General features: G+C 68.4%; 16 protein-coding genes. 8 read left to right on the plus strand and 8 right to left on the minus strand.

Going from position 1 to position 26,063, the window contains the following annotated elements:
- Positions 1-707 precede the first annotated feature (707 nt).
- Entirely contained in the window at positions 708-7,505 is a 6,798-nt protein-coding gene (locus AC2IR1_RS21005; RefSeq protein ID WP_486473931.1) for a CHAT domain-containing protein, read from the plus strand.
- Between the two features lie 94 nt (positions 7,506-7,599).
- On the opposite strand, the gene AC2IR1_RS21010 is transcribed toward AC2IR1_RS21005, so the two are convergent.
- From AC2IR1_RS21010 to AC2IR1_RS21025, 4 genes are all read right to left on the minus strand, one after another.
- Positions 7,600-8,997 carry a trypsin-like peptidase domain-containing protein gene (locus AC2IR1_RS21010; protein WP_486473932.1) on the minus strand — a complete coding sequence of 466 codons (1,398 nt, stop codon included), beginning with the start codon at positions 8,995-8,997 and terminating at the stop codon, positions 7,600-7,602.
- A 65-nt stretch (positions 8,998-9,062) separates the two neighbouring features.
- Complete coding sequence (locus tag AC2IR1_RS21015; protein WP_486473933.1) at positions 9,063-11,345, minus strand: caspase family protein; 2,283 nt, start codon at positions 11,343-11,345, stop codon at positions 9,063-9,065.
- A 144-nt stretch (positions 11,346-11,489) separates the two neighbouring features.
- Positions 11,490-12,215, minus strand: a complete 726-nt coding sequence (locus tag AC2IR1_RS21020; RefSeq protein ID WP_486473934.1) for a hypothetical protein — start codon at positions 12,213-12,215, stop codon at positions 11,490-11,492.
- Positions 12,216-12,554: 339 nt separating this feature from the next.
- Positions 12,555-13,457 (minus strand): LysR family transcriptional regulator, encoded by a 903-nt coding sequence (locus AC2IR1_RS21025; RefSeq protein ID WP_486473935.1) that lies wholly within the window; start codon positions 13,455-13,457, stop codon positions 12,555-12,557.
- 97 nt (positions 13,458-13,554) lie between these two features.
- On the opposite strand from AC2IR1_RS21025, the gene AC2IR1_RS21030 reads away from it, so the two are divergent.
- From AC2IR1_RS21030 to AC2IR1_RS21045, 4 genes are all read left to right on the plus strand, one after another.
- Entirely contained in the window at positions 13,555-14,802 is a 1,248-nt protein-coding gene (locus tag AC2IR1_RS21030) for an NAD(P)/FAD-dependent oxidoreductase (protein WP_486473936.1), read from the plus strand.
- A 103-nt stretch (positions 14,803-14,905) separates the two neighbouring features.
- On the plus strand, positions 14,906-15,886 hold the full coding sequence (locus tag AC2IR1_RS21035) for a Bug family tripartite tricarboxylate transporter substrate binding protein (protein ID WP_486473937.1): 981 nt from the start codon (positions 14,906-14,908) through the stop codon (positions 15,884-15,886).
- A 115-nt stretch (positions 15,887-16,001) separates the two neighbouring features.
- Entirely contained in the window at positions 16,002-16,484 is a 483-nt protein-coding gene (locus AC2IR1_RS21040) for a tripartite tricarboxylate transporter TctB family protein (RefSeq protein WP_486473938.1), read from the plus strand.
- Positions 16,484-18,007, plus strand: a complete 1,524-nt coding sequence (locus tag AC2IR1_RS21045; protein WP_486473939.1) for a tripartite tricarboxylate transporter permease — start codon at positions 16,484-16,486, stop codon at positions 18,005-18,007. Before AC2IR1_RS21040 ends, AC2IR1_RS21045 begins: the two co-directional genes overlap by 1 nt.
- 76 nt (positions 18,008-18,083) lie before the next feature.
- Here AC2IR1_RS21045 and AC2IR1_RS21050 read toward each other — a convergent pair whose 3' ends face one another.
- The 4 genes from AC2IR1_RS21050 to AC2IR1_RS21065 form a co-directional block, all read right to left on the minus strand.
- The gene (locus AC2IR1_RS21050; RefSeq protein WP_486473940.1) at positions 18,084-19,646 is read right to left on the minus strand and encodes a hydantoinase B/oxoprolinase family protein; all 1,563 of its coding nucleotides are present in this window, start codon (positions 19,644-19,646) and stop codon (positions 18,084-18,086) included.
- The gene (locus AC2IR1_RS21055) at positions 19,643-21,466 is read right to left on the minus strand and encodes a hydantoinase/oxoprolinase N-terminal domain-containing protein (RefSeq protein WP_486473941.1); all 1,824 of its coding nucleotides are present in this window, start codon (positions 21,464-21,466) and stop codon (positions 19,643-19,645) included. The genes AC2IR1_RS21050 and AC2IR1_RS21055 overlap by 4 nt, the downstream gene beginning before the upstream one ends.
- Positions 21,463-21,981: an ureidoglycolate lyase gene (locus AC2IR1_RS21060; RefSeq protein WP_486473942.1), complete on the minus strand. Its 519-nt coding sequence runs from the start codon at positions 21,979-21,981 to the stop codon at positions 21,463-21,465. Before AC2IR1_RS21060 ends, AC2IR1_RS21055 begins: the two co-directional genes overlap by 4 nt.
- Before the next feature lie 165 nt (positions 21,982-22,146).
- Positions 22,147-22,926 (minus strand): IclR family transcriptional regulator, encoded by a 780-nt coding sequence (locus AC2IR1_RS21065; RefSeq protein ID WP_486473943.1) that lies wholly within the window; start codon positions 22,924-22,926, stop codon positions 22,147-22,149.
- 192 nt (positions 22,927-23,118) lie between these two features.
- Between AC2IR1_RS21065 and AC2IR1_RS21070 the strand changes: the two genes are divergently transcribed.
- The 3 genes from AC2IR1_RS21070 (at position 23,119) to AC2IR1_RS21080 (ending at position 26,048) form a co-directional block, all read left to right on the plus strand.
- Positions 23,119-24,141, plus strand: coding sequence for a TRAP transporter substrate-binding protein (locus AC2IR1_RS21070; RefSeq protein WP_486473944.1), 1,023 nt, complete (start codon positions 23,119-23,121; stop codon positions 24,139-24,141).
- 66 nt (positions 24,142-24,207) lie between these two features.
- Positions 24,208-24,723, plus strand: a complete 516-nt coding sequence (locus AC2IR1_RS21075) for a TRAP transporter small permease (RefSeq protein WP_486473945.1) — start codon at positions 24,208-24,210, stop codon at positions 24,721-24,723.
- Positions 24,723-26,048, plus strand: coding sequence for a TRAP transporter large permease (locus tag AC2IR1_RS21080; protein WP_486473946.1), 1,326 nt, complete (start codon positions 24,723-24,725; stop codon positions 26,046-26,048). The genes AC2IR1_RS21075 and AC2IR1_RS21080 overlap by 1 nt, the downstream gene beginning before the upstream one ends.
- Positions 26,049-26,063 lie beyond the last annotated feature (15 nt).

Below are 26,063 nucleotides of genomic sequence, written 5' to 3' on the forward strand. Positions count from 1 at the left end.
CGAAGTCCAGCAGGCGCAGGGCCTTAAGCCCACGCTGCAGCGCGGCGTGAGCGGGACCATTCCGGCCCCCTTCCCCGCCCCCGCCCGGCGGCGCCCGGGCGCATTTCCCCCGCCGGGCGGGCCACGGCGGGGGGACCGGATCCCCGAAGCGGGCCGAATCACCTCCCGCTCCACGCCGCGCCCCGGGCCCTGCCGCTGCGGCCGGGGCGCGCCAAGGGGCGCCAAAGATACCTCCCAGATACCTGAAATCACGCCCGCTTTGTCCGGTGCCCGGCGCTCCTGCGGCACCCCGCACCTTCCGCCGAATGTCCGGCCCAATTGGTTAACGTACGCTGCCTGCGCCCGCTGCCTTAACCCCGCCGGATCGCCTCTGCCGCACCGCCGCGATACCGACGCAATACCGACGTTGTACCGACGTGCCGATTTGGCCCCGAAACCCCTGTTAACCATGGCTCCCGCCCGCCGATTCGCCGCACCGCAGTACCGACGTTCGAAACGATGCCCTAACGCCCTCGTAGGGCGGGGTTAACCCTGCCTCCCACATCGCCACCCGCACAGCCCCGCTCCAAACCGCCTCCCACCCTGCCCCCGGGCCCTCCGGCGCGCCCGATCATTCAACATGACGCATCCTTTCACTTTGCGCAGCGCAGCCCAGCGCCTAGGCTTGTCCAAACTGTTCAAGTCCTTTTGCCGCTTACGATATCGCCATGATCCTTGCCTTTCGCGCCCTTCGCCCGCTGGTCACCTCCCTCGCCCTGCTCTGTGCCGGGCCGCTGTTGGCGCAAGACGCCCTGCCCTACCAGCAGCCCCGGCTTTCCGACCTGGCAGAACCCCTTGAGGCGGCAGGGGAATTCTACTCCGATCCCCGGTTCACCGGCTGGGCGGAGATGTTCCGCGACGGCGATCTGGACGGGGTGATCGCGGCCACCCTGGCCGATCTCGGCACGGGCGATCCGCACCCCCTGGCCTCCTACGCCTGGGCCGCCGCCCACTGGGCGCGGGGCACCCTCGGCCCGGCGCAAACGCCCGCCCTGCCCGATGATCTGCCCCCGGCCCTGGCCACCCGCCTGACGCTGGCGGGCCAGGCCATCACCCTCGACCGGCAGGACCGCCGCACCGATGCCCCCGCCCTCGCCCGGGCCGCCCTGGCCCAGGCAGAGGCCGGGCAGCCGGATTACATGACCCTGCTCCTTTCGGGGCTAAGCTCCTGTTATATCGACCTTACCGACCTCTGCGCCCAGGTCGGCTGGACCATGGCCCGCACCTGGCCCACCGATTTCCGCGCCGGGCGGCTGATGGGTCAGATGGCCGGCAACCCGCAACCTGCCGCCGATCTGCAGGCCCGCATCCAGGCCGATCCGATCCTCGCCGACAGCCCCGCCGGGCACTACGCGATCTGGCTGCTGCAGACCCGCGGCCGCGACGACGCGACGGAGCTTCAGGCCCTGCACCTGTGGCAGGAAAAGGCCGCAGGCGACGGCAAGCTGCAGGAGTTCCTGGCGGACAACCTGGCCGGAAACAGTCAATTCCTTCAGGCACGTAGCCAATACGACAGCGCCCTGCAGGCCGATCCCTTCAACCGGGCGGCGGCGCAGTCCCAGGCGCAGAACCTCGTGTCCCTCTGGCAGCCGCAGGCCGCCCGCGCCGCCCTGTCGGACTGGACCACCCTGGCCTATCCCGCTGCCGACCGCCCCCTGATGACCGACCGGATGTTCACCGACGCGCTGCTCGCCGCGGGGGAATACGGCCCCGCCGAAGAGGCCGCGCGCAGCGCCCTGTCCCGCAGCCCTGGCGACCCGGTGCTGAACTGGAACCTCGCCATCGCCCTCGCCGCCCTCGACCGGGAGGAAGAGGCCCTCACCGTGATCCGCGAGGCCAATGCCGCCGCCCCCGACCACCCGCGCATCCTGGCCAAGGCGCTCTTGCTCATGGCCGACAACGGTGCCCCGCAGGAGGCCATGGAGACCTGGAAAAGCTACGAGGAAGCAGGGGGTTACTCCCCCACCCCTGTGCTGAACGCGCTGATCCACGCGGCCCTCTACGCCGATGACCGGGCAGAGCTCGACCACCTTCAGGCGCTGATCCGCGACCGCTTCCCCGACATCGCCTGGGTGCAGGCCAACGTCGGCTGGGCCCTGAAAACCATGGGCGATGCCGAGGCCGGTTTCGACCTGCTCGCCGGGCTGACCGGGGCCGATCTGACCACCTCCTGGAGCACCTCGTCCCTGGCCAGCTACGCCACCGATGCCGGGCGCACGGCACAGGCCGACAGCCTCCTCTCTGCGGCCCGTGCCCGCCATCCCGAACGCGAATACCTCTGGACCGCCTCGGCCAAGCTGGAGGGCACGGACCCGGAGGCGCTCTGGACGGAGGCCACCCGCGCCCTGCCCGACCGCGCCTTCGCCTGGTACAAGCTGGCCGTCGCACAGAAGGACGACGGCCGCATCGAAGATGCCCTGGACACGCTCGACACCGCCATGACCGGCCTGTCCGAACGCGCGGCAGATCCCCTGGAAATCGCCAAGCTGCAACGACTTAAGGCCAGCCTGATCCGTATCGGGGTCGAAGATTTCGGCCTGCAGCGCATCCGCCTGCAAGAGGCCCTGACCCTGCTGGAGGACGCCCGCGCCGCCGGGATCAGCGATCAGGACTACTACTGGACGAAGTACAACACCCTGCTTGTCCTGAACCGCAAGGAAGACGCGGCGGAGGCCCTGCTGGACTATACCACGATCACGCCCGGCTCCGCCTGGGCGACGCGGCAGGTCTTCCACCTGGATGACGGCGGTCACATCCCGCGGGGCACCAAGTTCCTGATCCTCGACCACTACCTGAAGCGGGACAATCGCGATGCGAGCTTCCTGGAAACCGCGGCCAATTACCATGCCCGCTGGGGCGGATCCGACCTGGTGGCGCTGAAGCTGCTGAAACAGGCGCGCGCCCTCGATCCCGATCTGGACACCTCCAAGCTGGAGGCAAGCGCACTCTCCAACCTCGGGGCGGAAAAGGCTTACTACAGGGACATTTACGACCGCGGCCGCTACATCAGCAACTCCGCCCGTTACGTCGAATGGTTCGAAAACGCCCGCGCCGCCGCCCGCAAGCAGGCGACCACGATCCTCGAACTCGATACCGAAAACGCCCGGATCGAACGCCTGCGCCCCGACGGGGTGGAGGAGGAGATCCAGGACGATCCGGTCACCGGCCAGCCGCTCTACCTGCGCATCGGCGCGATGGAGGCGCATTTCTCCTACAACCGCGTCGGTCTGCTCAGCGCGGTCGAACTGGGCGATGGCCAGGGCTTCCGGATCAGCTACGACGACCAGGGCGCGCCCCTCTCCATGGGAGAGGCGAACCGCTACACCCGGCCCGACGGCACCTGGATCAGCTTCACCCGCAACGCGAAGGGTGAACTGGACCGGATCGAGGATTCGGAGCTGGGGGTGATGAACGTCACCTATGACGATCAGGGCGAAATCCTTGATATGACGTATGAAAACCTCCCCGAGGCGCTACAGGAGAACGCCGAAACCGGCGTCACCTCGGATGACGCCGGGATGCAGTTCTCGATGAAGCTGGCCACCAGCATGAACGACATCCGCACGATCACCACCCTGACGCTGGATTCGCTGGCCGATCTGGACCGCTTCGACTACGGCGAGGATCCGGAGGTGACGGCGGCACGCGAAGCGGTCGCAATCGCGGATGCCGACGAAGAGGCAGAGGTGACCGTCACCCATGATGTCGACCTGGGGGAGGCCCTGCTGAGCCGCATCGGGGACCGCGCCGGATACCTGGAGGAGGCCGAACAGATCCTGACCGACTCCGCCCAGACCGTGCAGTACTGGGACGAGGAGGAGATCGCGACCGAACAGGACCTGGCGGACGGCCTGCGCGCCCTTCGCAAGCTGCATGACCTCCATGTCACGGTCCGCCCCGGCGGCCTGCCGACGGACCTGATGCAGGTCTGGGCGAGCCTCGTGACCTGGAGCGAGGGCATCGACAGCGACAGCCCGGAGGTGGTGCGCCAGCAGGATCTTCTGCGCAGTACCCTGGCGGCGGCGCCCATCGCGCTGCTCTCCGGCAATGGCTGGCTGGTACGCACCGACCTGCCGCGCCCGGGCTTCTGGGACAGCTACGGCCTGGCGGATCTCTTCCCGCGCAGCTTCGCCGACCGGTTGCAGCTGACCTCCGTCGCCTGGTGGAACGGCACGCCGGTGGTCGGCAGCAACCGGGGCCTTGCCCTGCGCGAACGCGGGCACTGGCAGTGGTACGCCTTCGATCCCGACAGCGGCGCCCTGTCGCGCAACCTGGATCCGGCCGCCGTGAACGGCATGTCCGACATCCTGGCGGTGGCCGGCGATCAGGCCGGGCGGCTCTGGATCGCGACGCGGACCGGGCTCGTGTCGGTCACCGACCCCAGGGACCCCGACAGCCTGACGCATCATTCCGGTTTCGACGGCGAAATCAGCACTCTCGCGGCCAGCGTCACCTCTGATCGCATGGGCGTCGGCACCGACAAGGGGCTCTGGGTCATCGCCCCGGAGGCGCCCCCGGGCACCGCGCCCGAACAGATCGACACCCGGCCGGTCCAGAAGCTCACCGCGCTGGTCGATGACGGCTGGATGGCGACGGGCAGCGGCTCTTCCTGGCTGTATTTCCCCGACTTCCGCGAAGACCTCAGCGGGTTCGGCACCACCGACATCGCGATCGACGACCAGCAGTCCGTGCTCTACGCCCTGCGCGGCGCGTCCCTGATGGCCCTCGACCTGACCCAGGACGCCCTGGGCGATGATGACGCCTGGACCCTTGTCCCGGGGCAGGAGGCGATATCGGCCACCGATACGCCCTACGGCCTGGCCATGGTCGGCATTACCGAGGATGATCAGGCACTTGCGGTGCTGACCGATCACGGGCTCTCGATGCTCTGGCGGCAATCCTTCGAACATTTCGACCTGCCCGGCGGTGATCGCCGGACCGCCGCGCTGCAGCTGGCGAACGAGGGGCGCCGCATGGCCGTCCTGACCCCGGCAGGCCTGAAGGTCTTCGATCCGGAGCGGCGCCAGCTGCTCACGCAGGACAGGGTCTGGGACATGGCCACCGACGCCGAACTGGGCGTGACCTATGTCGCGCTGGAAGACCGGATCGACGTCATCGACCATGAAGTCGTCGCGCGGGAGGGCCTCTCCACCCTCGGCTACAGCCGGTCCCGCGCGCTCGACATCACCCCGGACGGCGACCTGATCGCCGACGACGGGCTGGATATCATCCGCTACCACCGCGGTTCGACCAACCGGGAACTGCTCTTCACCGCCGAACAGACGCTGCCCCTGGACAGGACCGATGGCCGCGTGGCCGATATCCTGGCCGCCAGCGACGGCACGATCTGGGTCACGGCGGGGGCCAGCCTCTTCCACTGGAACTACGGCGAGCTGCGGGAATACACGATGTTCGACCCGGAATTCCCCTCCCCCTTCGATTCAGACTGGCTTGCCGGGATCTTCGAAGATGCCGAGGGGCAGATCTACGTGGTCGCCTCCAACGAGGGCCACCTCAGCTATCGCGGCGATCCGATGAACGGCGGCCTGTTCCAGCTGATGCCGGACGGCACCTTCGACCTCGTCCCCGCCGACCGCCAGGAGGGCAGCTGGTACGTCAACAGCGCCACGCGCGTGGGCCCCGATCGCGTCGTCCTTGGCACCGCCGGTGGCTTCTCCTGGATGCAGGACGGGGCGATGCATGATTTCGACCTGGCCGGAAACGACAGCTACACCGCCGCCGTCGATGCCCAGCCCGCGATGTACCTCGGCACCGAGGGCACGCAGATCGGCAAGGACCTTTGGCTCTTCGGCAGCGCCGGGGGCCTGGTGGTGCGCAACGGGGCCAGCTGGTTCATTCCCGACCGGCTCAACTGGATGCTGCCCGGGCTCGACTACGCCGATTACGGCAGCCGCGCCGTGCATGCGGTGGCCAGCGATGCCCGGGGCCGGATCTACGTCGGCACCGACTGGGGGCTCAGCATGCTCGACCCCGGCGGCGCCGGGGCAGAGGCCTTCCTCTTCTCCGAAGGGCGCGCCGCCTCCGCCTTCGCGGCGATGGAAGAGGCGCGGCAGGCACAGGTGAACGACGTCCTGCAGGACGCCCTGCCCGCCGACAGCGAAGCCGGGCGCCTTGCCGCAAGCTTCCGCCAGTCCCGCGCGCAGCTTGCGCAGCTCGAAGCGCGCCTGGCAGAGGGCATGGAGACAGAGCAGGATCGCAGCGACATCGACCGCAAGGTGACCCGCCTGCGGCAACGCAACATCTCCCTGCTCAGCCGGCTGGAAAACGACAACCCCGTCCTGTTCAACATGCTGGCCCTGAACCCGCTGGACCTGCAGGCCCTGGCCCGGGAGCTGCCGGAAAACATCGTGGTCGCCCAGTACCTGCCGACCGAAAGCACGCTCTACATCAACCTCGTCGGCCGCGACCTGTCAGAGGTCCTGACGGTGGAGATCGACCAGAAAAGCCTGGATGGCGACCTGCGCCGCGCCGTGCGCCTGCTGGCGCGACAGGCCGGTTCGGCACAGTTCGAAACCGCCCCCGGCGGGACGGACAGCGCGGCAGAGGTACGCCTTCCCGGCGGCACCAGCGCCGCCACAGGCGGGGCGCAGGCCAGCGCGGCGGGCCCCTCCGGCCGGTCCCAGGACCTGCTGCTGACCGGGCTGCTGTCCCAGCTCTACGATGATCTGCTGCGCCCGCTCGAAGGCCGCCTGCCCGAAGATGCGACCCTCGTGATTTCTCCCACCGGGGCGCTGAACTACCTGCCCTTCGCCGCCCTGGTGCGCGACACCGGCGGGGACCGGCCCAGCTATGCGGTGGAACATTTCCGCATGGCCGTGGCGCCCAACCTCATGGTGCTGGACGGCATGATCTCGGCCGCGTCGTCGCTCTCGTTCGAACACACGGTCTTCGGTGATCCAGATGGCACCCTGCCCGGCGCCCGGGACGAAGCCGCCCGCGTGGCCGAACTGCTGGAACCCGATCTGGTGGACCTCCGGATCGGCGAAGAAGCCAACTACGACGCGCTGGAACAGACCGTCGGCAATGCCCGCTTCGTGCACCTTGCGACCCATGGCAAGCTCGATCCCCAGGCGCCGGGCAACAGCTACCTGCTGCTGGCCGACGGGCGGCAGCTGACCCTGCCGGAAATCATGACCCTGCCCCTGGCGAACGCCGACCTGGTCTATCTCTCCGCCTGCGAAACCGGGCTGGGCACGGATGGGCTGGAAATCCGGTCCCTGGCGCAGGCCTTTGCCCTGGCCGGGGCGCCCGCGGTGATCGCGACCCTCTGGCCCGTCAACGATGCCGCCTCCAAGCTGCTGGCAGAGAACTTCTACGATGCCCGCGTGCTGGATGCCGGCAACGCCGAGGCGCTACAGCAGGCACAGCTGGCCGCCCTTGCGGCGGGGGGCGAAATGGCAAAACCCGGCCTCTGGGCCGGGCTGGAGGTCTTCGGTCAGCCGTGAGGCTGATGGGCTAACCGGCGCCTGATGGCCCGGATGGGCGGCCCTGTATCTGTGCGGCCCTGTATCGGCGGCCCAGTATTGGCGGCCCGGCGGCTCAACCGTCCAGCAGCATCGGGATGATCGCATTCACCCCGGGCCGGATGACCGAGGCCCGGAAGGGCCCCGTGCCCTGCTGCACCAGCCCCGCCAGATCCGCGGCAGAGGTGACGGGCGCGTCGTTCAGGCCGACGATGACATCCCCGGGCAACAGCCCCGCCCCCTGACCACCCGCGCCGGAGGCAAGGGTCGCCACCACGGCGCCGGACAGGCCCCCGGGCAGCTGATCCTCGGGCCGGGAATCGCGGAAGCTGGCCCCGAAGGCCGTCAGCGCACCGGTGTCCGCGCTGAAGGCTATCTGGGCGGCCTGCGGCGCATCCAGCGTCACGGTCAGCGAAAGCGCCTCGCTCCCCCGGCGCAGGTCCAGCACCACGTCGCGCCCGGGTTCCAAAACACCCACGACCGCCCGCAGGGTCGCCGGGGACAGGATCTCCCGCCCGTTGGCGCCCAGGATCAGATCACCGCCCTGCACCCCCGCCTGCTCCGCCGAAGAGCCCTGCGTGACCGATCGCACTATGACGCCGCGCGGTCGGTCCAGGCCGAACCCTTCCGCCAGTTCCGGCGTCATCTCCTGCATGGAAATCCCGATGCGGCCCCGGTGCACCTCCCCCGTGCGGACGATCTGGTCCGCGATGGCTAGGGCGATGCGCGCCGGGGTGACGAAGCCGATGCCCACGTTGCCGCCATCGCGGCCGCCGGGCGAATAGATCGCGGTATTGACCCCGATAAGCTCCCCCCGGCTGTTGATCAGCGGACCGCCGGAGTTGCCGAAGTTGATGGGGGCATCGGTCTGGATAAAATCCTCGATCGCATCCGCCCCGTTGGACCGTCCCAGCCCCGAAACGATCCCCATGGTCACCGTCTGCGCCAGCCCGAAGGGATAGCCGATGGCAAAGACAACGTCCCCCACCTTCAGCGCATCGCTATCGCCGGTCGGGATCTGGCTGAGCGATGCAGCCGCGATCCGCAGGACCGCCGTATCGGTCGCCTCGTCGGCGCCCAGAAGCTCCGCCTCCAGGATCCGCCCGTCTTCCAGCACGACCCGCAGGGCATCCGCCCCGCCGACCACGTGCTGGTTGGTCAGCACCAGGCCCTCGTTCCCATCTATGATCGCCCCCGACCCGGTGCCGCTGATCTGCAGCCCCTCCGCACCGGATTGCTCCAGGCTCTGGATCTGGACCACGGCCGGCAGCGCCATCTGCAGGCTGGGCGCAAAGGTCAGGACCCCGCGCTCGGGGTCCAGAACGGCCCCCACCTGCTGCGCAAGGGCCGCCGGGGCTGTTCCCGAAAGCCCCGAAAGGACAAGAAGCGGCAAAACAATCGCCAACCGGGGGGTGGCCAACCGGGTGAGGGCGATCCGAAGCGCGGCAATCCGCGGCAGCACGGTCGAGGTCATGGCAGTGTCCTTTCCTTCCGGCCAACGTCCCGCCCGGGCAGGCCAACGGTTTCTGGGGCACAGTTTCAGGGGCGCAGCGCGTCTTCCTCCGGCGCGAAGGTTTCAAGCGGGATGACAAGGGCCGCCGCACGGGCACTTTCCCGCGCTGTCGATGCGGATCGGGTGACCCCCTGCGGGAAGGCGGCATCGCTCAGCAGCGCCGACAACCCGCCGCCGCCGCTCCGGACCTCCGGCGGCATGGACCCGGCCAGGTCGCGCAGGTCGGCGGCGTAATCGCTGCCCGGCACCGCCGGCGTGGCCAGCACCACCAGGCGCATCGGCCCCGTCGCGACAAAGCTGCCGTCGGGCATCGAGGTCCACTCGGGATACTCCACCGCCCGCGTCTCTCCCACCGGGATGCGCAGGCCGAAATAGGCCCCGTCCGGGTAGCCAGTCAGGTAATAGACACTGCCCTGCGGCCCGAAATAGAACGGCGACACGTCCAGCGCGCTCCGCCCGTCATTGCGCAGCTCCAGGCGCACGTGATCGCAGTGATGCACTGCCGTCAGGGCGACCGGCCGCTGTTCGAAACTGCCCCGCGCCACGAAGGGGCCCGCCGTTTCCCCCGTGCACCCGCCATCAGCCGCCAGTACGCCCGGCGCCGTCAGAAGCCGCCCGCGCAGGCCCCCGGCCAGGGGTGTCTCGGTGAACCGCTCCGCCACGCGCAGCAGGTTGCGCGACCGGGCCAGCTGCGTCAGGGCCGCCTGAAGCTGCGCCCGGTCCAGCGCCGCCATCGGCATGGACCAGGCCCGCCGCGGTCCCTCGGTGATCAGCTCCGCCTGTTCGTTCAAAAGCCACAGCCGCCCGTCGGAAATCGCCAGCCGCACATCGGCCTCCGCCCCGGCTGCCACGGTCTCCATGCCCAGCCCGGCAGCCAGCTCGCCCGGCGCGGGCAGCAGCTCCGCCACCCGGTCCGCGCCGACCTGATCCGCCCCCGCCTGATCAGCCTCCTCTGGCAAGGCAACCCGCAGGACGAAACTGACCGGCTGCGACACCGGGCGCGCCACGAGCGCCGTCAACCGGTCCTCCAGCCACAGGTTCAGCATGCGGGGCGTGGCCTTCAGACCCTCCTTTTCCAGCTGCGCCGGAAGGGTGTCGGGATAGGTCGGGTCATCCTCTATGATCGCCACCACCGATCGCTCCATCTCCGCACGCAGGATGCGCAGGTGGAACATCGGCGCCGCATCCTCGGCCGCGTCACCGGGCGTCACGGCAAGGATCGTCCCCTCGGCCAGGCTCTCGACCTGACCACCCAGAAGGACCATCTGCCCCTCTTCCATCTTCAGGCCGAAGCTGCGGCTGCCCTCGCCCTCCACCATCGGCGCCTCACCCAGGTTGCCAACGAACATCGGCACCGGGGCGGTCGTGACTTCCCAGACAGAGGCGCCGATCCGGCGGGCCAGGTCGCCGTAGCTGCCGGCACCGCCCTTTTCCAGCGCCCGTACGAGGGAAAAGGTCATCACCCCGTGCTGGCGCCGGTCCTCGGGTTCGGCCTCCTTCGGCATCGGCTGTTCGATGGCCAGGCGATCGGGCGGCGCGGCGTAGAACCCGACGAAGCCCCCTGCATCCAGCGCGCGCGGCGTGACCGAGGGCACACGCGGGGCGGCGCTGATCGCCCGGGGCAAATCCACGCTGCGCGTATCCGGCGCCTCGTTCAGGTCGACCACACCGTCACCGCCGCGGGGCAGCGTGGTGAACCGCGCACGCACCTCTCCGGCGCTGCGTTCCATCGTGCCGGAATGGCAGGCGTCGATCACGAGCCAGACAAAGGCCCCCCGCGCGACAAGGGAATCCACCTCGGCCCCGATTTCATCGTCCCGCAGGTGATTGCGGATCGTCACCATGTCCCGGGTCTCGTCGAAACCCAATTCGAAATCGGCGGCCAGGAAAATCTCGTCCAGGCCATCGGGCTCCGCCTCGGGGCCATCGACACTGGGCGCCTGGGACCCGTGGCCGGAGAAATAGACCAGCACCTGGTCGCCCGGTTCGATATCATCGCGCAGGCTGGCAAAGGCCTCCAGGATTGCGGCGCGCGTTGCCGGCTGTGCCTCGGGCCGGGGAAAATCGTAATCCGCCTGGTCCAGGGAATCGGCCAGCACCCGGATATCCGCATCACGCCCCCAATGGCGGCTCAGGACCTCATGCAGGAGCAGGACGTCATTGCGCGGCCCCACCAGCGCGGGCACATCGCCCGAATAGGCGCTGGCCCCGATCAGCAAGGCGCGTGTTTCCGAAGCGGCCGGGCCGGCAACGGGCAGGCACAGCAGGGCGATCAGAAGGGAAAACAGGGCGCGGATCTGGGCAGGCATGGCTGGGCGGGCACGGCTTGAACTGGCGAAACAAATCTTGGCTGAACGAAGGGGGCCTTCCGGCCCCCTCCGATGGTGAACTCGCCCCGATCCAGGCGCGGGATGCGCGATCGGGGCAGGGTCAGGATGCGATCAGTTCACCCGTCAGTTCACCCGGACGACGGCATCGTTGTAGACGCTGCCGTAGTTCAGGATCTTGATGGTGAAATCCCCGGTCCAGATCGGGTTGAAGGAGCAGTACTCCGTATCGTCAAAGCTTTCGGAGCTGCAGATCAGGTTGCCGTTCTCGTCGTAGATTTCCAGGTCGAGGTCGGTATCGCCGTCGCCCACCAGGCTGACCGTGCCGGTCTCGCCGCCGTAGAAGGTCTCGTAGATGCGCTTCACGCTCTGGGAATTGACGGTGACGGAGTAGCGGCCGGGGCCGGTGACCGACCCGCGGGAGGCACTGTCGGCAATCGCGTCGGCCTGGGCCAGCAGCGCTTCGTCGCCACGGGCCAGCAGCCGGGCTTCGTCCAGCAGGGAGGCCACGGTGACCTCTTCCGGGGCGTCGCCGGCGGGTTTCTCGGTCAGGGTGCCGGCGGGCTTGGCCGCATCGGCCAGTTCCTCGTCCGCGACCTCTCCGTCGCCATCGTGTTCGGCACCGATCAGCTGCATCGCCTGGGCCGCCCCGAGAAGGACCAGCGGATCCCCCTTTTCGCTGCCGTATTCGGCCAGCGCCAGGGCTGCGTCCAGCGCATCGACGGAGGTCATCGTGGTGGCGGCTTCGGCATCCATGTTCGTCCCGTCATTGTCCGCCAGCACCGGCGCGGCCGCCGCAAGCAGGGCAACACCGGAAACGGACAGGACCGCGCGCATTTTCACTAACGTCATTTCGATCTCCTTGATCAGCAATTCCTGGGTTCCACCGGACAATGCCGGATCGATTGCCGCGGCCAGGGCAAGTCGCTTTCCAAGTCCGGCAGTCCACTGCAGCAATCGGGCGGCGCATGACATCTCCCGCGACAATGCCGCGGGGACAGGGCCGCCAACCTTTTGCATCTCCTGCAGACTTTCAATTCAGCTCGTCAGAATGGCGGTTGGCACGGCCCCACTAAGCCCGATCGAGTTTCGCAAATCAACTTACAAATCCCGTCATGTTTCGACAGATTGTCCCACCCTGACAAATGACTACGGGTCCCCTGATAGCTGCTGCCGCCCCCTTTGCATCGGTCAAGAAACCGCCTCTGCCGGGCCAGAGATCCGCGCGTGATCCAGGAAGGCTGCCGCCGCCGGCGACAGGTCGTGCCGGGTGCGTTGGTACTGCAGGAACCGCCGGCGGCTGGGCGGCCCGTCGAAGGGCAGGAAACGCAGGCCGAAGACCTCGGCGAAAAGCGCGGCATAGGCCGGCGCGACCGTCAGGTAATCCTCCTGCCCGATCATCGCCAGCGAACTCATCAGCCCCAGCACCCGCATGTCCTGCGTCCGCGCCATGCTGCGGCTGCCCAGAAGCGTGCGGTGCAACATCTCGCTGAAGTCGTCCGAGTAGCTGATCCAGCGCGACTGCTCCAGCTCCTCCAGCGCGGGCACATGCCCCTTGCGCGCCAGCGGGGAGCGCGCGGATACGACCAGTCTCATCGGGACCTCCCACAGGAAGGCCGCGGTCACGTCGTTGACCAGGGTCCGCTCCGGCCCGATGCCGATCTCCGCCTCGCCCATGGCCACCGTCTGCACCACGTCGTCCCCTGCGGTTTCCAGCACCGTGACCTCCACCCCGGGGTAAAGCGCCCGGAAACTGCGCAGCGCCCCCGGCAACCAGCAACATCCCAGCATCTGCGGCACCACGATCCGCAGGTGCCCGCGCTGCAGCGACCGCAGGTCCTCCGCCGCGTCCGAGATGTTTTGCAGATCCGACAGCACCCGGGTCACCGTAGGCCGGATCTGCACCCCGAACTCCGTCAGCTGCGCCCCACGTCCGGTCCTTGTGAACAAGGGCACGCGAAGGTCATCCTCGAACTGGCGGATCAACATGCTGACCGCCGATTGCGTCAGGTTCAGCCGCTCCGCCGCGCCAGTGAAGCTCGCCTCCTCGGCGACCGCATCGAAGGCTCTGAGCTGGCGAAGGGAGGCAGACATCAATTTTCCTTATGGGTGATTAAGTTCATTTCGTTTGTATTATTTGAGAGCTCCCCGAACAATCCCGTTCAAGACCACAGGAAAGACCGGAACGGGCATGCATATCGGAATCATCGGCACGGGGATCGTCGGGGCGGCAACGGCGGGCTGGCTGCAGCGCAGCGGGCACAGCGTGACCTTCATCGACCCCAGGGAAGCGGGGGAGGCCTGCTCCTTCGGCAATGCGGGCTCCCTCTCGCCCAGTGCCGTCCTGCCCGTCGCCATGCCCGGCATGTGGAAGCGGGTGCCGAAATGGCTGCTCGATCCCGACGGACCGCTGGTGATCCGTTCGCACTACCTGCCGACGGTGCTGCCCTGGCTGATGCGCTTCCTGCGCCACGCGAATGAGGCGGAGGTGACCAGGATCGCCACCGCCATGCGCGGCCTGCTCGCCCCCGTCTTCGACGCCTATACCCCGCTGCTGCAACGCGCGGGCGGCATGTCCCTGATGCGGCAGAACGGCTGCCTCTACGTCTATTCCTCCCGCGAGGCGGCGCAGAAATGGGCCTGGGGCGCCAACCTGCGCCGCAGCCTCGGCGTGGAGATGCAGGAACTCGACGCCGAAGCGCTCTTCGAGCTGGAGCCGGACCTGCGCGGTTCCTTCGGCTTTGGCCAGTTCGCGCCCGACAACGGCTCCACCCCCGATCCTTCGGCGCTGGTGAAGGCGATCTACGGACAGGCGATCACCGACGGGGCGGAGCACCTGCGCGCCCATGTCACCGGCTTCCGCCGCACCGGCGACCGGATCGACGCGATCCTGACCGATGCCGGGCAGGAGGTCGCGGTGGATGGTGTCGTCATCGCCGCCGGGGCCTGGTCGGGCCAGCTGACGAAGCTTCTGGGCACCAAGGTGCCGCTGGAAAGCCAGCGCGGCTACCATGTCACCGTGAACGATCCCGGCATCACCCTGAACCGCAACGTCATGGCGGTGGAACAGAACATCATGGTCAATCCCATGTCGATGGGGCTGCGGCTGGCGGGGACGGTGGAACTGGCCGGGCTTAAGGCCGCGCCGAACTACACCCGCGCCGAAAGCCTGCTGAAGGTGGGGCAGACCATGTTCCCCCGCATGCGCCCCGACCAGCACACGGTCTGGATGGGCCACCGCCCCTGCATGCCGGATTCCATGCCCGTCATCGGCCGCGCGCCCAAGGTGGAAAACGCCTGGTTCGGCTTCGGCCACGGCCATGTCGGCATGTGCGGCGGCGCCACCACGGGCCGCGAAATCGCCAGCCTGATCGACGGCCGCACGCCAGAGATAGACCTTTCCCCCTTCGCGCCGGACAGGTTCCGCCGCAGTGCATGATCCCCTGATCAAAAGGGAGGGGCCACGGGGCCCCGAAGACCGAGAGAATAACCCAGATGGCCCGGAAAGGGCCGCAAAACCCAACAGGAACGGAGGTTTCCAAATGCGTAGACACTTTCTGAAAGGCCTCGGCGCGGCCGTGCTGGCCCTGACCGCCGGTCTCGGCGCCCCCATGGCGCAGGCCGCCGACTACCCCGAAAAACCCATCACCATCGTCGTGCCCTTCCCGCCGGGCGGCTCCACCGACCTGCTGGCACGCAAGATCGGTGAATCCATCTCGGCCACCCTGGGTCAGCCGGTCGCGGTGGAAAACCGCGGCGGCGCCGGTGGCACCGTGGGCGCCAACTACGTCGCCAAGTCCGACCCCGACGGCTACACCCTGCTGATGGGCGTCACCGGCTCCAACGCCATCTCCGCCGCGCTGCGCGATGACCTGCCCTATTCCCCGACCGCCGATTTCGATCCGGTCAGCATCGTCATCTCTTCGCCGCTGGTGCTGGTGGTCAATGCCGAAAGCGACTTCAACTCCGTCCAGGACGTGATCGACTACGCCAAGGCCAATCCCGATACCTTCACCCACGGCACCCCGGGCGTCGGCACCTCCATGCACATGGCGGGTGAGCTTTTCGCGCTGCAATCCGGCACCAAGCTGCTGCACGTGCCCTACCAGGGCAGCGCCGCCGCCCTGCAGGACCTGCTGGGCGGGCGCATCGACGCGATGTTCGGCGATATCCTGGTGACCTCGGAATACATCAACTCCGGCCGCCTGCGCGCGCTCGGCGTGACCGGCACCCAGCCGCACTACCTGCTCGAAGGCGTGCCCACCATCGCCGAAGCGGGCCTGCCCGACTACGCCGCCTTCTCCTGGCAGGGTGTCTTCGCCCCCGCCGGTACCCCGCCGGAAGTGCTCGACACGCTCTATGCAGCCATCTCCGACGCGCTGAAGACGGATGAGATGCAGGCGATCTTCAAGGAACGCGGCTTCCTCGTCGAAGGCATGCCCCCGGCGGAGTCCAAGGCCTTCATCGCCTCCGAGGTCGAGAAGTGGACCGAGGTCGTGGACGCGGCCGGCCTGAAACAGTAACCGGAACCGGAACCGGACCAGACACCGGGTCAAACATCGGCACCGGCCCGCGGGATGCGCGGGCCGGTGGCAGCCCCGCCGGCCACGCCCCTGCACGCAGCCACCGGATATCATCTTGTCGAAGCATTCCCCCCTTCCCTTCCTGCCCGGCGCCGTTGTCGTCCTGACCGGCGCAGCCATGGCCATCGGCGCCGCCAGCTACCCGCTCGGCAGCCTGTTCCGCCCCGGCCCCGGGTTCTTCCCCCTCGTCGTCTCCATAGCTTTCGCCCTGATGGGCCTCGGCGTCATGGCCGAAACCTGGCGCGAGGCCCGCAACGCCGCCCCACCCGCCGAGACCCCGCCCGCCGAGGCACCGCGAGAGCCCTTCGCCTGGCGCGCGCTCCTGTGCACGATCGTCAGTGTCCTGGTCTTCGCCTTCAGCGTCGAACACATCGGCTACGTGCCCGCGGCGCTCCTGCTCATCGGCATCTCCGGCCTGGCGGAGCGGCGCAGCGACTGGCCCTCGCTGATCCTCGTCGCGCTCTTCATGACCATCTTCGGCACGCTGGTCTTCATCTGGGGCCTCGGCCTGCCCATTGCAGCTTTCGGAGCCTCCTGATGGATCTCCTGCACGGTATCGAAACCGGCATCCAGGCGGCCTTCACCTGGCATGCCCTGCTCTACTGCTTCATCGGCGTCACCGTCGGCACCTTCGTGGGCGTGCTGCCCGGCATCGGTGCGCTGGCGGCGATCTCGCTCGCGCTGCCGCTGACCTACTACCTCGACCCGACCGATGCGCTGATCATGCTGGCCGGCATCTTCTACGGCGCGCAATACGGCGGCTCCACCGCTTCCATCCTGCTCAACCTGCCCGGCACGGCGACGGCGGCCATCACCTGCCTCGACGGCTACCCCCTGGCGCAGCAGGGCAAGGCGCCGCTGGCGATCTTCGTCACCGCGATCAACAGCTTCATCGGCTCCTCCTTCGCCATCATCCTCGTGATGGGCTTCGCGCCCCTGATCGCGGAATTCGCCCTGGAATTCGGCGCCGAGGACTACTTCTCCGTCATCCTGCTGGGCCTCGTCGCGGCCTCCACCATGACACTGGGCTCGCCGTTCAAGGCGCTGGCCATGGTGGTCTTCGGCCTGATGCTGGGCACCGTGGGCACCGACGTGAACACCGGCCAGTTCCGCTTCACCTTCGGCATGTTCGAACTGGCCGACGGCTTCTCCATCGTGGCGCTGGCCATGGGCCTCTTCGGCGTGGCGGAGATCATCGCCAACATCGGCCAGCCCTCCGGCGTGATGCACCAGGTCGGCCGCATCCGCTTCCGCGACATGCTGCCCACCCGCGCCGAATGGAAACGCATCACCTGGCCCACCCTGCGCGGCTCCGTCATCGGCTCCTTCGTCGGCGCCCTGCCGGGCACCGGGCCGGGCATCGCCTCGCTCATGGCCTATGCCACCGAAAAACGGCTCTCGAAAACGCCGGAGCAGTTCGGCAAGGGCGCGCTCGAAGGCATCTCTTCGCCCGAGGCCGCCAACAACGCCTCCGTCCAGGCCGCCTTCATCCCCACCCTCAGCCTCGGCATCCCGGGCGACGCGGTCGTGGCGGTGCTGATGGGCGCGATGATCCTGCACGGCATCACCCCAGGCCCGAACCTGATCAATGACCACCCCCAGATGTTCTGGGGCCTGATCATGAGCTTCTGGGTCGGCAACCTGCTGCTCCTCGTGCTCAACATCCCACTGATCGGCATGTGGGTGAAGCTGCTGTCGATCCCCTATCACCTGCTCTACCCCGGCATCCTGATCTTCATCTGCCTGGGCGTCTACTCGGCCGACAACAACGTCTTCGACATCTTCGTCGTGCTGGGCTTCGGGGTGGTGGGCTACATCATGCGGCGCACCGGCTTCCCGGCCACGCCGGTCCTGCTGGGCTTCATCCTCGGGCCAATGCTCGAAGAAAACTTCCGCCGGGCCATGCTGCTGTCCAAGGGCAACCTGATGACCTTCTTCGAACGCCCGCTCTCGGCCACCTTCATGGTGCTCTCCCTGCTCTTCCTCGCCTCGGCCTTCCTGCCGGGCCTGCGGGCACGGCTGGCCAAACGCGGTGCGAAGATCAGCGAAGACGACGACTGATCCCGGCATCCACCGGACATGAAAAGGCCCCCGCCGATCCCTCGGCGGGGGCCTTTTTCCATGCACAGCCAGATGCTTACAGGGGCGTGCCGTAGCCCGCCCCGCCAGAGCTTTCGATGATCAGCCGGTCGCCACGGTTCAGCGTCACCGCCGACCGCGCCGTCAACTCCTCCCGCGCGCCCGACAGGCGCAGCACCGTGGCGGCCGATCCCTTGGGCGATCCGCCGCCCCGCGCGCCCCTGGCCACGTTGGAAAACCGCTCGCCCCGGATCGAGGCGGCGATGCCATCGGTCAGGGCCTCGTAGACCCGCCGCGCACCGTCGCCGCCCCGGAACCGGCCCGCGCCGCCCGACCCGCGCCGGATCTCTGCCGTGACCAGCCGCATCGGGCACATGCTTTCCAGCGACTCGGCGCTGATGTTCATCGCATTGCCCACATCGGTGGAAATCGCGGGCGCCCCGTCCGCATGGGGGCCGCCCCCCGCGCCACCGGCGACGATCTCGGTCGAAAGGAAGGGCTCCCCCGCCGCATCCTTGCCGGAAAAGGCGATGACATAGGACATGCCGGAATTGGCGGCGGGCATGCGGTCTCCATCCGCCTCGGCCAGCGCCTGCAGCACGGCAGAGGTGATGCAACGCACCATGTTCATCCGCGCGTTCACCGCCGCGGGCAGGCTGGCGTTCACCACGCTCGCCTCCGGCAACCGCAGCTCGATCAGCCGCAGGATGCCGCCGTTGCGCAGCGCCTCGTCGCCCAGCAGGGTCAGCACCCCGTAGAAGACCGCCGACAGCGGGCCGGAACGGACGCAGTTCACCGGCGCCTTCACCTGCGGCGAGGATCCCTCGAAATCCGCGATCAGCCGGCCATGCTCGAAGGTGATCGCCACCTTCGCCGCGCAGGGGCCAAGCTCTGCCACCGGGTCCAGCTCGTCTGCGCCCAGGAAGGGACCCGCGGCGAAGGTTTCCAGCCGCGCCCGCGCCTCTTCCTCGGACCGGTCGAGCAGGGCATCGGTGGCCGACAGGAAGCCCGAGGTGCCGAAATCCTCCGCCAGCCGCCGGATGCCGCCCGCGGCGGAATGGCCCGCCGCCAGCTGGGTTTCCAGGTCGCCCAGCACCACCTCCGGCGCGCGGGAGGCAAAGCGGACGAGGTTGGCGAACTCCCGGTCGAAGGCACCGTCGCGCCCGGCGCGCATCGGCGGCAGGCGCAGGCCCTCGTGGTAGATCTCCGTGGCGTCAGGCGGCACCGATCCCGGCCGCGTGCTGCCGATGTCCTGGTGGTGCAGCAGGCTGGCCGTCATGGCGATCAGCGTCTCGCCCTCGAAAACCGGCTGTACCACCGCGATGTCCGGCAGGTGCGTCCCGCCGGAGAAGGGATCGTTGGTCACGAAGATGTCGCCCGGGGCCATCTCCCCCGCCGGGTATTCCCGCAGGATCGCGCCCACGGCGCCGGGCAGGGCGCCCAGCAACAACGGGATCGCCTCCGCCAGCGCCATCAGCTCCCCATGGGCGGAAAACAGCGCGCAGGAGGTATCGGCCCCCTCCCGCACCACGGGCGAGACGGCGCAGCGCAGCAGGGTCTGCTGCATGGTTTCCGCCAGCCCGTCGAGGCGGAGTTGCAGGATGGACAGGCTGTCGCTCATGCGGGGGTCCTCTTCAGCAGGTAGCAGGCGTCCCCATGGCTCAGGGTCCAGCCCTCCGGCACGCGGATGGCGCCGGCTTCGGTGGCAAACAGGGCAGGGCCTGCAACGGGGAAAGGCCCCGCGTCGCCGGCCAGGGGGGGCAGCGCCTCTGCCCGGTCGCGATGGACCGCGACCGCGAAAAGGTGCCCCTCGCCCGGCGGGGTGATCCCGTAGGCCGCGCGGTAGGCCCGCGCGAACATCTCCTTCAGCGCCGCGACGGAGCCGGGACGCTCTGCCAGGACCAACGGCATCGGGTGCATCTGGCGCAGCGCCGCCAGGGTAAAGGTATAGACCGCCGCGCCCCCACCCTCTGTCTCTGCCTCCAGCTGCGTCAGCAACGTGTCCAGCGTGGCATCCTCCAGCGTGGCAAGGTCGCGGTCGCACTGGCGGCCCGCCTCGCTCCGCTCCGGCGCCATGGCAAGGCCCAGGGCCCCCGCCGCGCCCGGCGCCCGGGGCAGGGCCACCGACGACAGCCCCATGGCCGCCCCGATCTCCGCCGCCAGAAGGGCGCCGCCGCCCCCCATCACCAGCAATTGCGCCCGCGACGGATCGACGTTGCGGCGGGTCGCGTAGCGGGTCAGCTCCATCGCCGCCAGCTCCGCCGCGGCGGAGACGATCCGCCGGGCCATGCCTTCTGCCGCCACGCCCTCTGCCGCCTCTGCCGAAAACGCCTCCAGCCGCGCCACGGCGCCCGGTCGCGCCTCCGGCAACCAGCCCAGCACCGCCATCGCGTCATCCAGGCTCGGCCCGGCTTTCTCCCCCCCGAAGACCAGCCCGCGCGGCCCCTCGGCCACGGTCTGCGCCCCGCCCAGGGGCAGGCTGCTCATGTCCAGGGTCGGCACCCGCAGCGGCACGCCCGCGATCCGGCCCTGTTCCGTCGCCACCGGCGCCCTTTCGCGCAGCATCGACATGTCGGCGCTGTACGACCCGATGTCGACCGCCAGCACCACCGGCGCATCCTCCAGCGCGGAACCGACCCGCGCCGCCGCAGCCGGCGCCCCGCTCAGCAGCACCGATCGCTGCAGGTCGAAGGCATCGTCGGACACCAGCACGCCCCGCCCCTCGCCCAGCAGCAGGCCCCCGGCAAAGCCGCGCTCCGCCAGGGCCCGCCGCAGGGCCGCCACCGGCCCCGCCGTCTTTGCCGCAAGCCAGGCGTCCAGCAGCACGGAGACCGTGCGCTCATACTCGCGCGGGCCGGGATCGACCTGGTGGGACAGGCTGATGCGCAGATCCGGCAGGGCCGCCCGGATCGCCCGGGCCGCCTGCAGCTCATGATCGGGCGACAGATGCGCAAAGAGGAAACAGATCGCCACCGCCTCGACATCTGCCTCCCCCAGGGCGGTGATCACCCGCGCCAGCCCGGCCTCGTCCAGCGGCGTCACCTCTTCGCCATCGGCGCCCAGGCGCCCCGCCACCTCGAACACCCGGTCCGGCTCCACCAGGAAGGCCGGCGCGGGCGAGCGCGCCACCGGATCGTAAAGCGCGGCCCTGTTCTGCCGCCCCAGGCGCAGCGTGTCGCCAAACCCCTGCGTCGTCAGCAGGGCCACCGGTGCCGGCGCCCGCGCAAGCAGGGCATTCAGCGGCGCGGTCGTCACCAGCCGCAGCTCATCCAGCGTCTCGGGCTGCAGCGAAAGCCGGTCCAGCCCGGCCCCGACCACCTCTGCCAGCGACCCTTCGGCGGGGATCTTCGCCACCGATAGCGCCCCGTCGGACCAGAAGACGAAATCCGCGAACCGCGCCCCGATGTCGATGGCCAGCCGACCACGCCCCGCGGCGGTCATCGGGCGTCCCACCCGATGACAACGGGCTGATCCAGCGGCAGAAATTCCGCATCGCCGACCCGGTCGGCCGCCTTCCACATGAGGGAGGCAAAGCAGGCCGGCTCATCAAGGGCCGCGATCCCGTGGTGCCACAGGCCCGGCGCATAGGTCACCACGTCCTCCGGCCCGGCGACGAAGGCCAGCGGCGCGCCCTCCGGCCCGTCGGGCCAGATCACGACCAGCCAGCGACCAGCCCGCATGGGGCAGAAAAGCTGCGACGACTTCTCGTGCCGCTCGATGGTCGAGGCGATCAGAACCTCCCCCTCCGGCTGCACCTCGTAGAAGTCGATTGTGGCGTCGGGCGCGGAACCAAGGTGTTCGAACACCGTCGCGCTCTTGCTCAGCCGGACATTGCCGTCGCGGATCATCTTCACATCGCCGGCCCCGGGGCGGGCAACATGGCCGTAGGGGGCAAAGGCCTCGGGCGTCAGTGGAACCGCACGGACAGCCGCGGGCGTATCGGGGGAAAGGGTCACGAGAACCTCCATGATCGTGCCAGCCCGCCCGGGGCAGGCGCCGGCACAGACCGGCAAGCCCAGGCGGCAGGATGAATTTCCGGATCGGGCGACATGCACCCTGCACGCCCTCCGGGGCGTGCACACCGCGCGAACCGCGGGCCCATCATCGGTGCAGAACCGTCATCAGTGCAGGACCGCCGCGATCTGGCCCGCGTAGCGATGCAGCACCTCGATCAGCGCCTGGTGACGCTCCGGCGGGACAACGCTCTGCGGCTCCGACAGGCCAAGCGCGGCCTGGGAATGGCCCAGGCGGCCGACGGGCACGGCAAGCCCGGTGGCCCCGGCCTCGAATTCCCCGCTCACCACGCTGGCCCCGCTTTCGCGTATCTCCATGACCAGGGCCGCAACCCGGTCCCGGTCCATCTCCGTCTCTGCGGTGAAACGCTCCAGCGGCAGGGTCTGCAGCATCTCGTCGGCCCATTGCGCATCGCCCCAGGCCAGCAGCATGCGGCCCATGGCGGTCGACAACAGCGGCAGTCGGCTGCCCACGGTGAACCCGAAGGTATAGCGCGTGTTCTGCTGCGCGCTCTGCGCCACGTAGACCGCGCCGTTGCCGTCCCGCATTGCCAGACCCACGCTGTAGCCAAGCTCCCGCGCGCACATCTCGATCAGCGGCTGTACCAGCCGCCCGAACTGGTTGCCCCGCAGGAACCCGCTGCCCAGCATCAGCACGTGGGGCGTCAGGGAATACTTGTTCTCCTCCTTCCGGACATAGCCCAGGTGGACCAGCGTCAGCACCAGCCGCCGCACCACCGCGCGTTCGATCCCCGTCAGCCGGGAGATCTCCGCCAGGGTCAGCCGCGAATGATCCTCGTCGAAGGCACGCAGGACGGTCATCCCCTTCAGAAAGGTGAGGGAGATGTCCTTGGTCGGGATGTCGGTTGTCACTGGGGGGCCTTTCATTCGTCATCCGTACCATGACGTCCAGAATATGAGCAGTCGATGCAGATTTCGGGGCGATTACCGCCCGACCGCTAAGTTTTATTTGACGTGCATAATATTTTTGCACGAGTTGGTACATTATCGCACAAAGGATTCATAAGCCGAGTGAATCGGCAGCCCACACAGCCAATCCAACGGGAGTACCGGATAGCAATGCTTCAGAAAATCGCCCTCACCAGCGCAATGGCCCTCGGGCTCGTGTCGCCTGCCTTCGCCAAGGATACGCTGCGCTACGCCCACTTCATGTCGGCGGCCAGCTGGCAGAACCAGGAAATCTTCGAAGACTGGGCGACCGCGGTCGAAGAGGAAGCCGGCACCGACAACGTCGATGTGCAGATCTTCCCCTCGCAGACCCTGGGCAAGGCCGTCGCGGGCTACGACAACGCAAAGACCGGCATCGCCGACATCGCCTGGACCGTGCCAGGCTACACCGCCGGACGCTTCCCGCTGGCGCAGATCGTCGAACTGCCGGGCCTGTTCGAAACCGGCGCCGTGGGCTCCTGCGCCTTCCAGATGCTCTATGATTCCGGCGCGCTGGACGATGAATTCGCCGATACCCACGTCCTGTTCGTGCACACCCACGACGCGGGCCACCTGCACACCGGCAAGATCCCGGTCGAAACGCTGGAAGACCTCAAGGGTCTGAAGATCCGCCGCCCCACGCAGGTCGTCGGCAACCTGCTGACCGAACTGGGTGCGGAACCCGTCGGCATGCCGGCGCCCAACACCTACGAATCCCTGCAGCGCGGCGCCATCGACGGCTACATGCTGCCCTGGGAATCGGTCGACAGCTTCCGCCTGGACGAGCTGACCGAATATCACACCATCTTCGGCTTCTACGCCCTGGCCTTCGTCACCACGATGAACAAGGCCAAGTACGACGCCCTCTCCCCCGAGGTGAAGAAGGCCGTGGATGACAACTCCGGCATGAAGTGGGCCGTGACCGCCGGTGCGGGCTACGACAAGGCCGGCGCCGCCACCCTGGCGCGGCTGGAAAAGGAAAGCACCGTCATCACCCTCAGCGACGAGGAACGCGCCAGGTGGGATGCGGCGGCCCAGAAAGCCTCCGACGCCTATATCGCGGAACTCAACGACCAGGGCCTGCCGGGCACCGAAACCTACGAAGCGGTCAAGGGCTACGTCGCCCAGTGCTCCGCCGATCTGGGCCTGAAGTAACGACGCCACCACCGGCGGAGGGCCCCCCGGCCCTCCGTCACCGACAGGAAACACCGGGATAGCCATATGCCATTCTCAGCGCTCCGGCACCTTGCCGACTGGATCGAAAAGGCCTGCATTGCCCTTGCCATGGCGGCGTTGCTCTACATGGTCTGCGTCGTCGGCTTCAATGTCCTGGCCCGGATCGTCTTCGACGCCACCGACACGGCGGTGAACTTCATGATCCCCGGCGCCATCGAACAGGTTTCCTACCTGCTGGGCATCATCGCCCTGGCCGCGCTTGCCGCTTCCATGAAGGGCGGCATGATCGCCGTCGACATCCTGGTGAACCGCTTCCCCGAGGTCCTGCGCATCACCATCGCGCGCATCTGGTTCGTCGGCATCGTCATCTTCGCCATCGTCCTGTGCAAGCTCTTCTGGGAAGAAACCCACGCCACCCTCTCCCGGCAGGAGGAAACCCAGGACCTGCGCATCCCCATGTTCCTCATCTACGGGCTCTACACCCTCGAATGTGCCGCCCTCGCCGTCGTCGCCCTGCGCGAAGCGCTGACCAGCCGCGGCCAACATGGGGAGCTCAGCTGATGACACCCCTCCTGATCGGCACCATCTGCATCATCGTGATGTTCGTCATCGTCCTGCTGGGCGCCCCCATCGGCCTGGCCATGGTCGGCGTGGGCTTTGCCGGTTTCGCCGCCATCATCGGCGTCGCCCCGGCGATGAGCGTGCTGAAGACCGCGACCTTCGAAACCGTCACCTCCTATTCCTTCACCCTGATCCCGCTCTTCCTGCTGATGGGCAACCTGATCTCCCGCTCCGGCGTGGCCGCCGACCTCTTCCGCGGCTCGCTGAAACTGACGCGGGGCTGGTCGGGGGGCCTCGCCGCCGCGGGCGTCACCGCAAGCGCGATCTTCTCCACCGTCTCGGGCTCCTCGCTGGCCACCGCCTCCACCATGACCCGCGTCGCCCTGCCGGAGATGAAATCCCACGGCTACGACCTGCGCCTGGCCACCGGCTCGCTGGCGGCGGGCGGCACGCTCGGCATCCTGATCCCGCCGTCGATCGCCCTGATGCTCTACGCGCTGATCACCGAACAATCGGTGGGTGACATGTTCCTGGCCGGCATCCTGCCCGGCGTGCTGGCCTATGCGCTCTACATCGTCACCATCTTCATCATGGCGGGCATCTGGAAACCCGATCCCGGCCTGGCCCCCACCCCCCTGGAAGCCGCCGCTCCGGAAGCCACCCCCGGCACCCCCCGCCGCTTCGAAACCCTGCGCCTTTTCGCGCCCTCCCTCGTGCTCTTCGGGCTGGTGATGGGCGGGCTCTACGGCAACCTCTTCACGCCCACCGAAGCAGGCGGCGTCGGCGCGGCGCTGGCGCTGGTCTTCGCGCTCTGGCGCCGCATCCCGCGCGCGGAACTCGTCGCCGCCTTCGTCGAAACCATCGCTGCCACCGGCACCATCTTCCTGATCCTCATCGGGGCAGAGGTCTTCGGCTTCGTCCTGACCACCTCGCAGCTCTCCTCCGCCCTCGTCGGCTACCTGACCGACAGCGGCTTCACCGCCTGGCAGGTGCTCTTCGGGATCCTCATCTTCTACGTCATCCTGGGCTGCTTCATGGAAAGCCTGGCGATGATCCTGCTGACCGTGCCGATCTTCTTCCCCATCATCATGGCCAATGGCTTCGACCCGATCTGGTTCGGCGTCATCGCCGTGGTCACGGTGGAACTGGGCCTGATCACCCCGCCGGTCGGCATGAACCTCTTCATGGTGAAAAGCGCCTCACGCGGGACGCCGCTGGAAAAGATCATGGTGGGCGTGCTGCCCTTCGTGCTTTCCGACATTGTCCGGCTCGGCATCCTGCTCGCCTTCCCCGCCATATCCCTTCTCCTGACGGGGCGCCTCTAAGGTGCCCCGGCTTGC

The sequence above is a fragment of the Pseudooceanicola sp. NS-SX8 genome, from assembly GCF_057380755.1.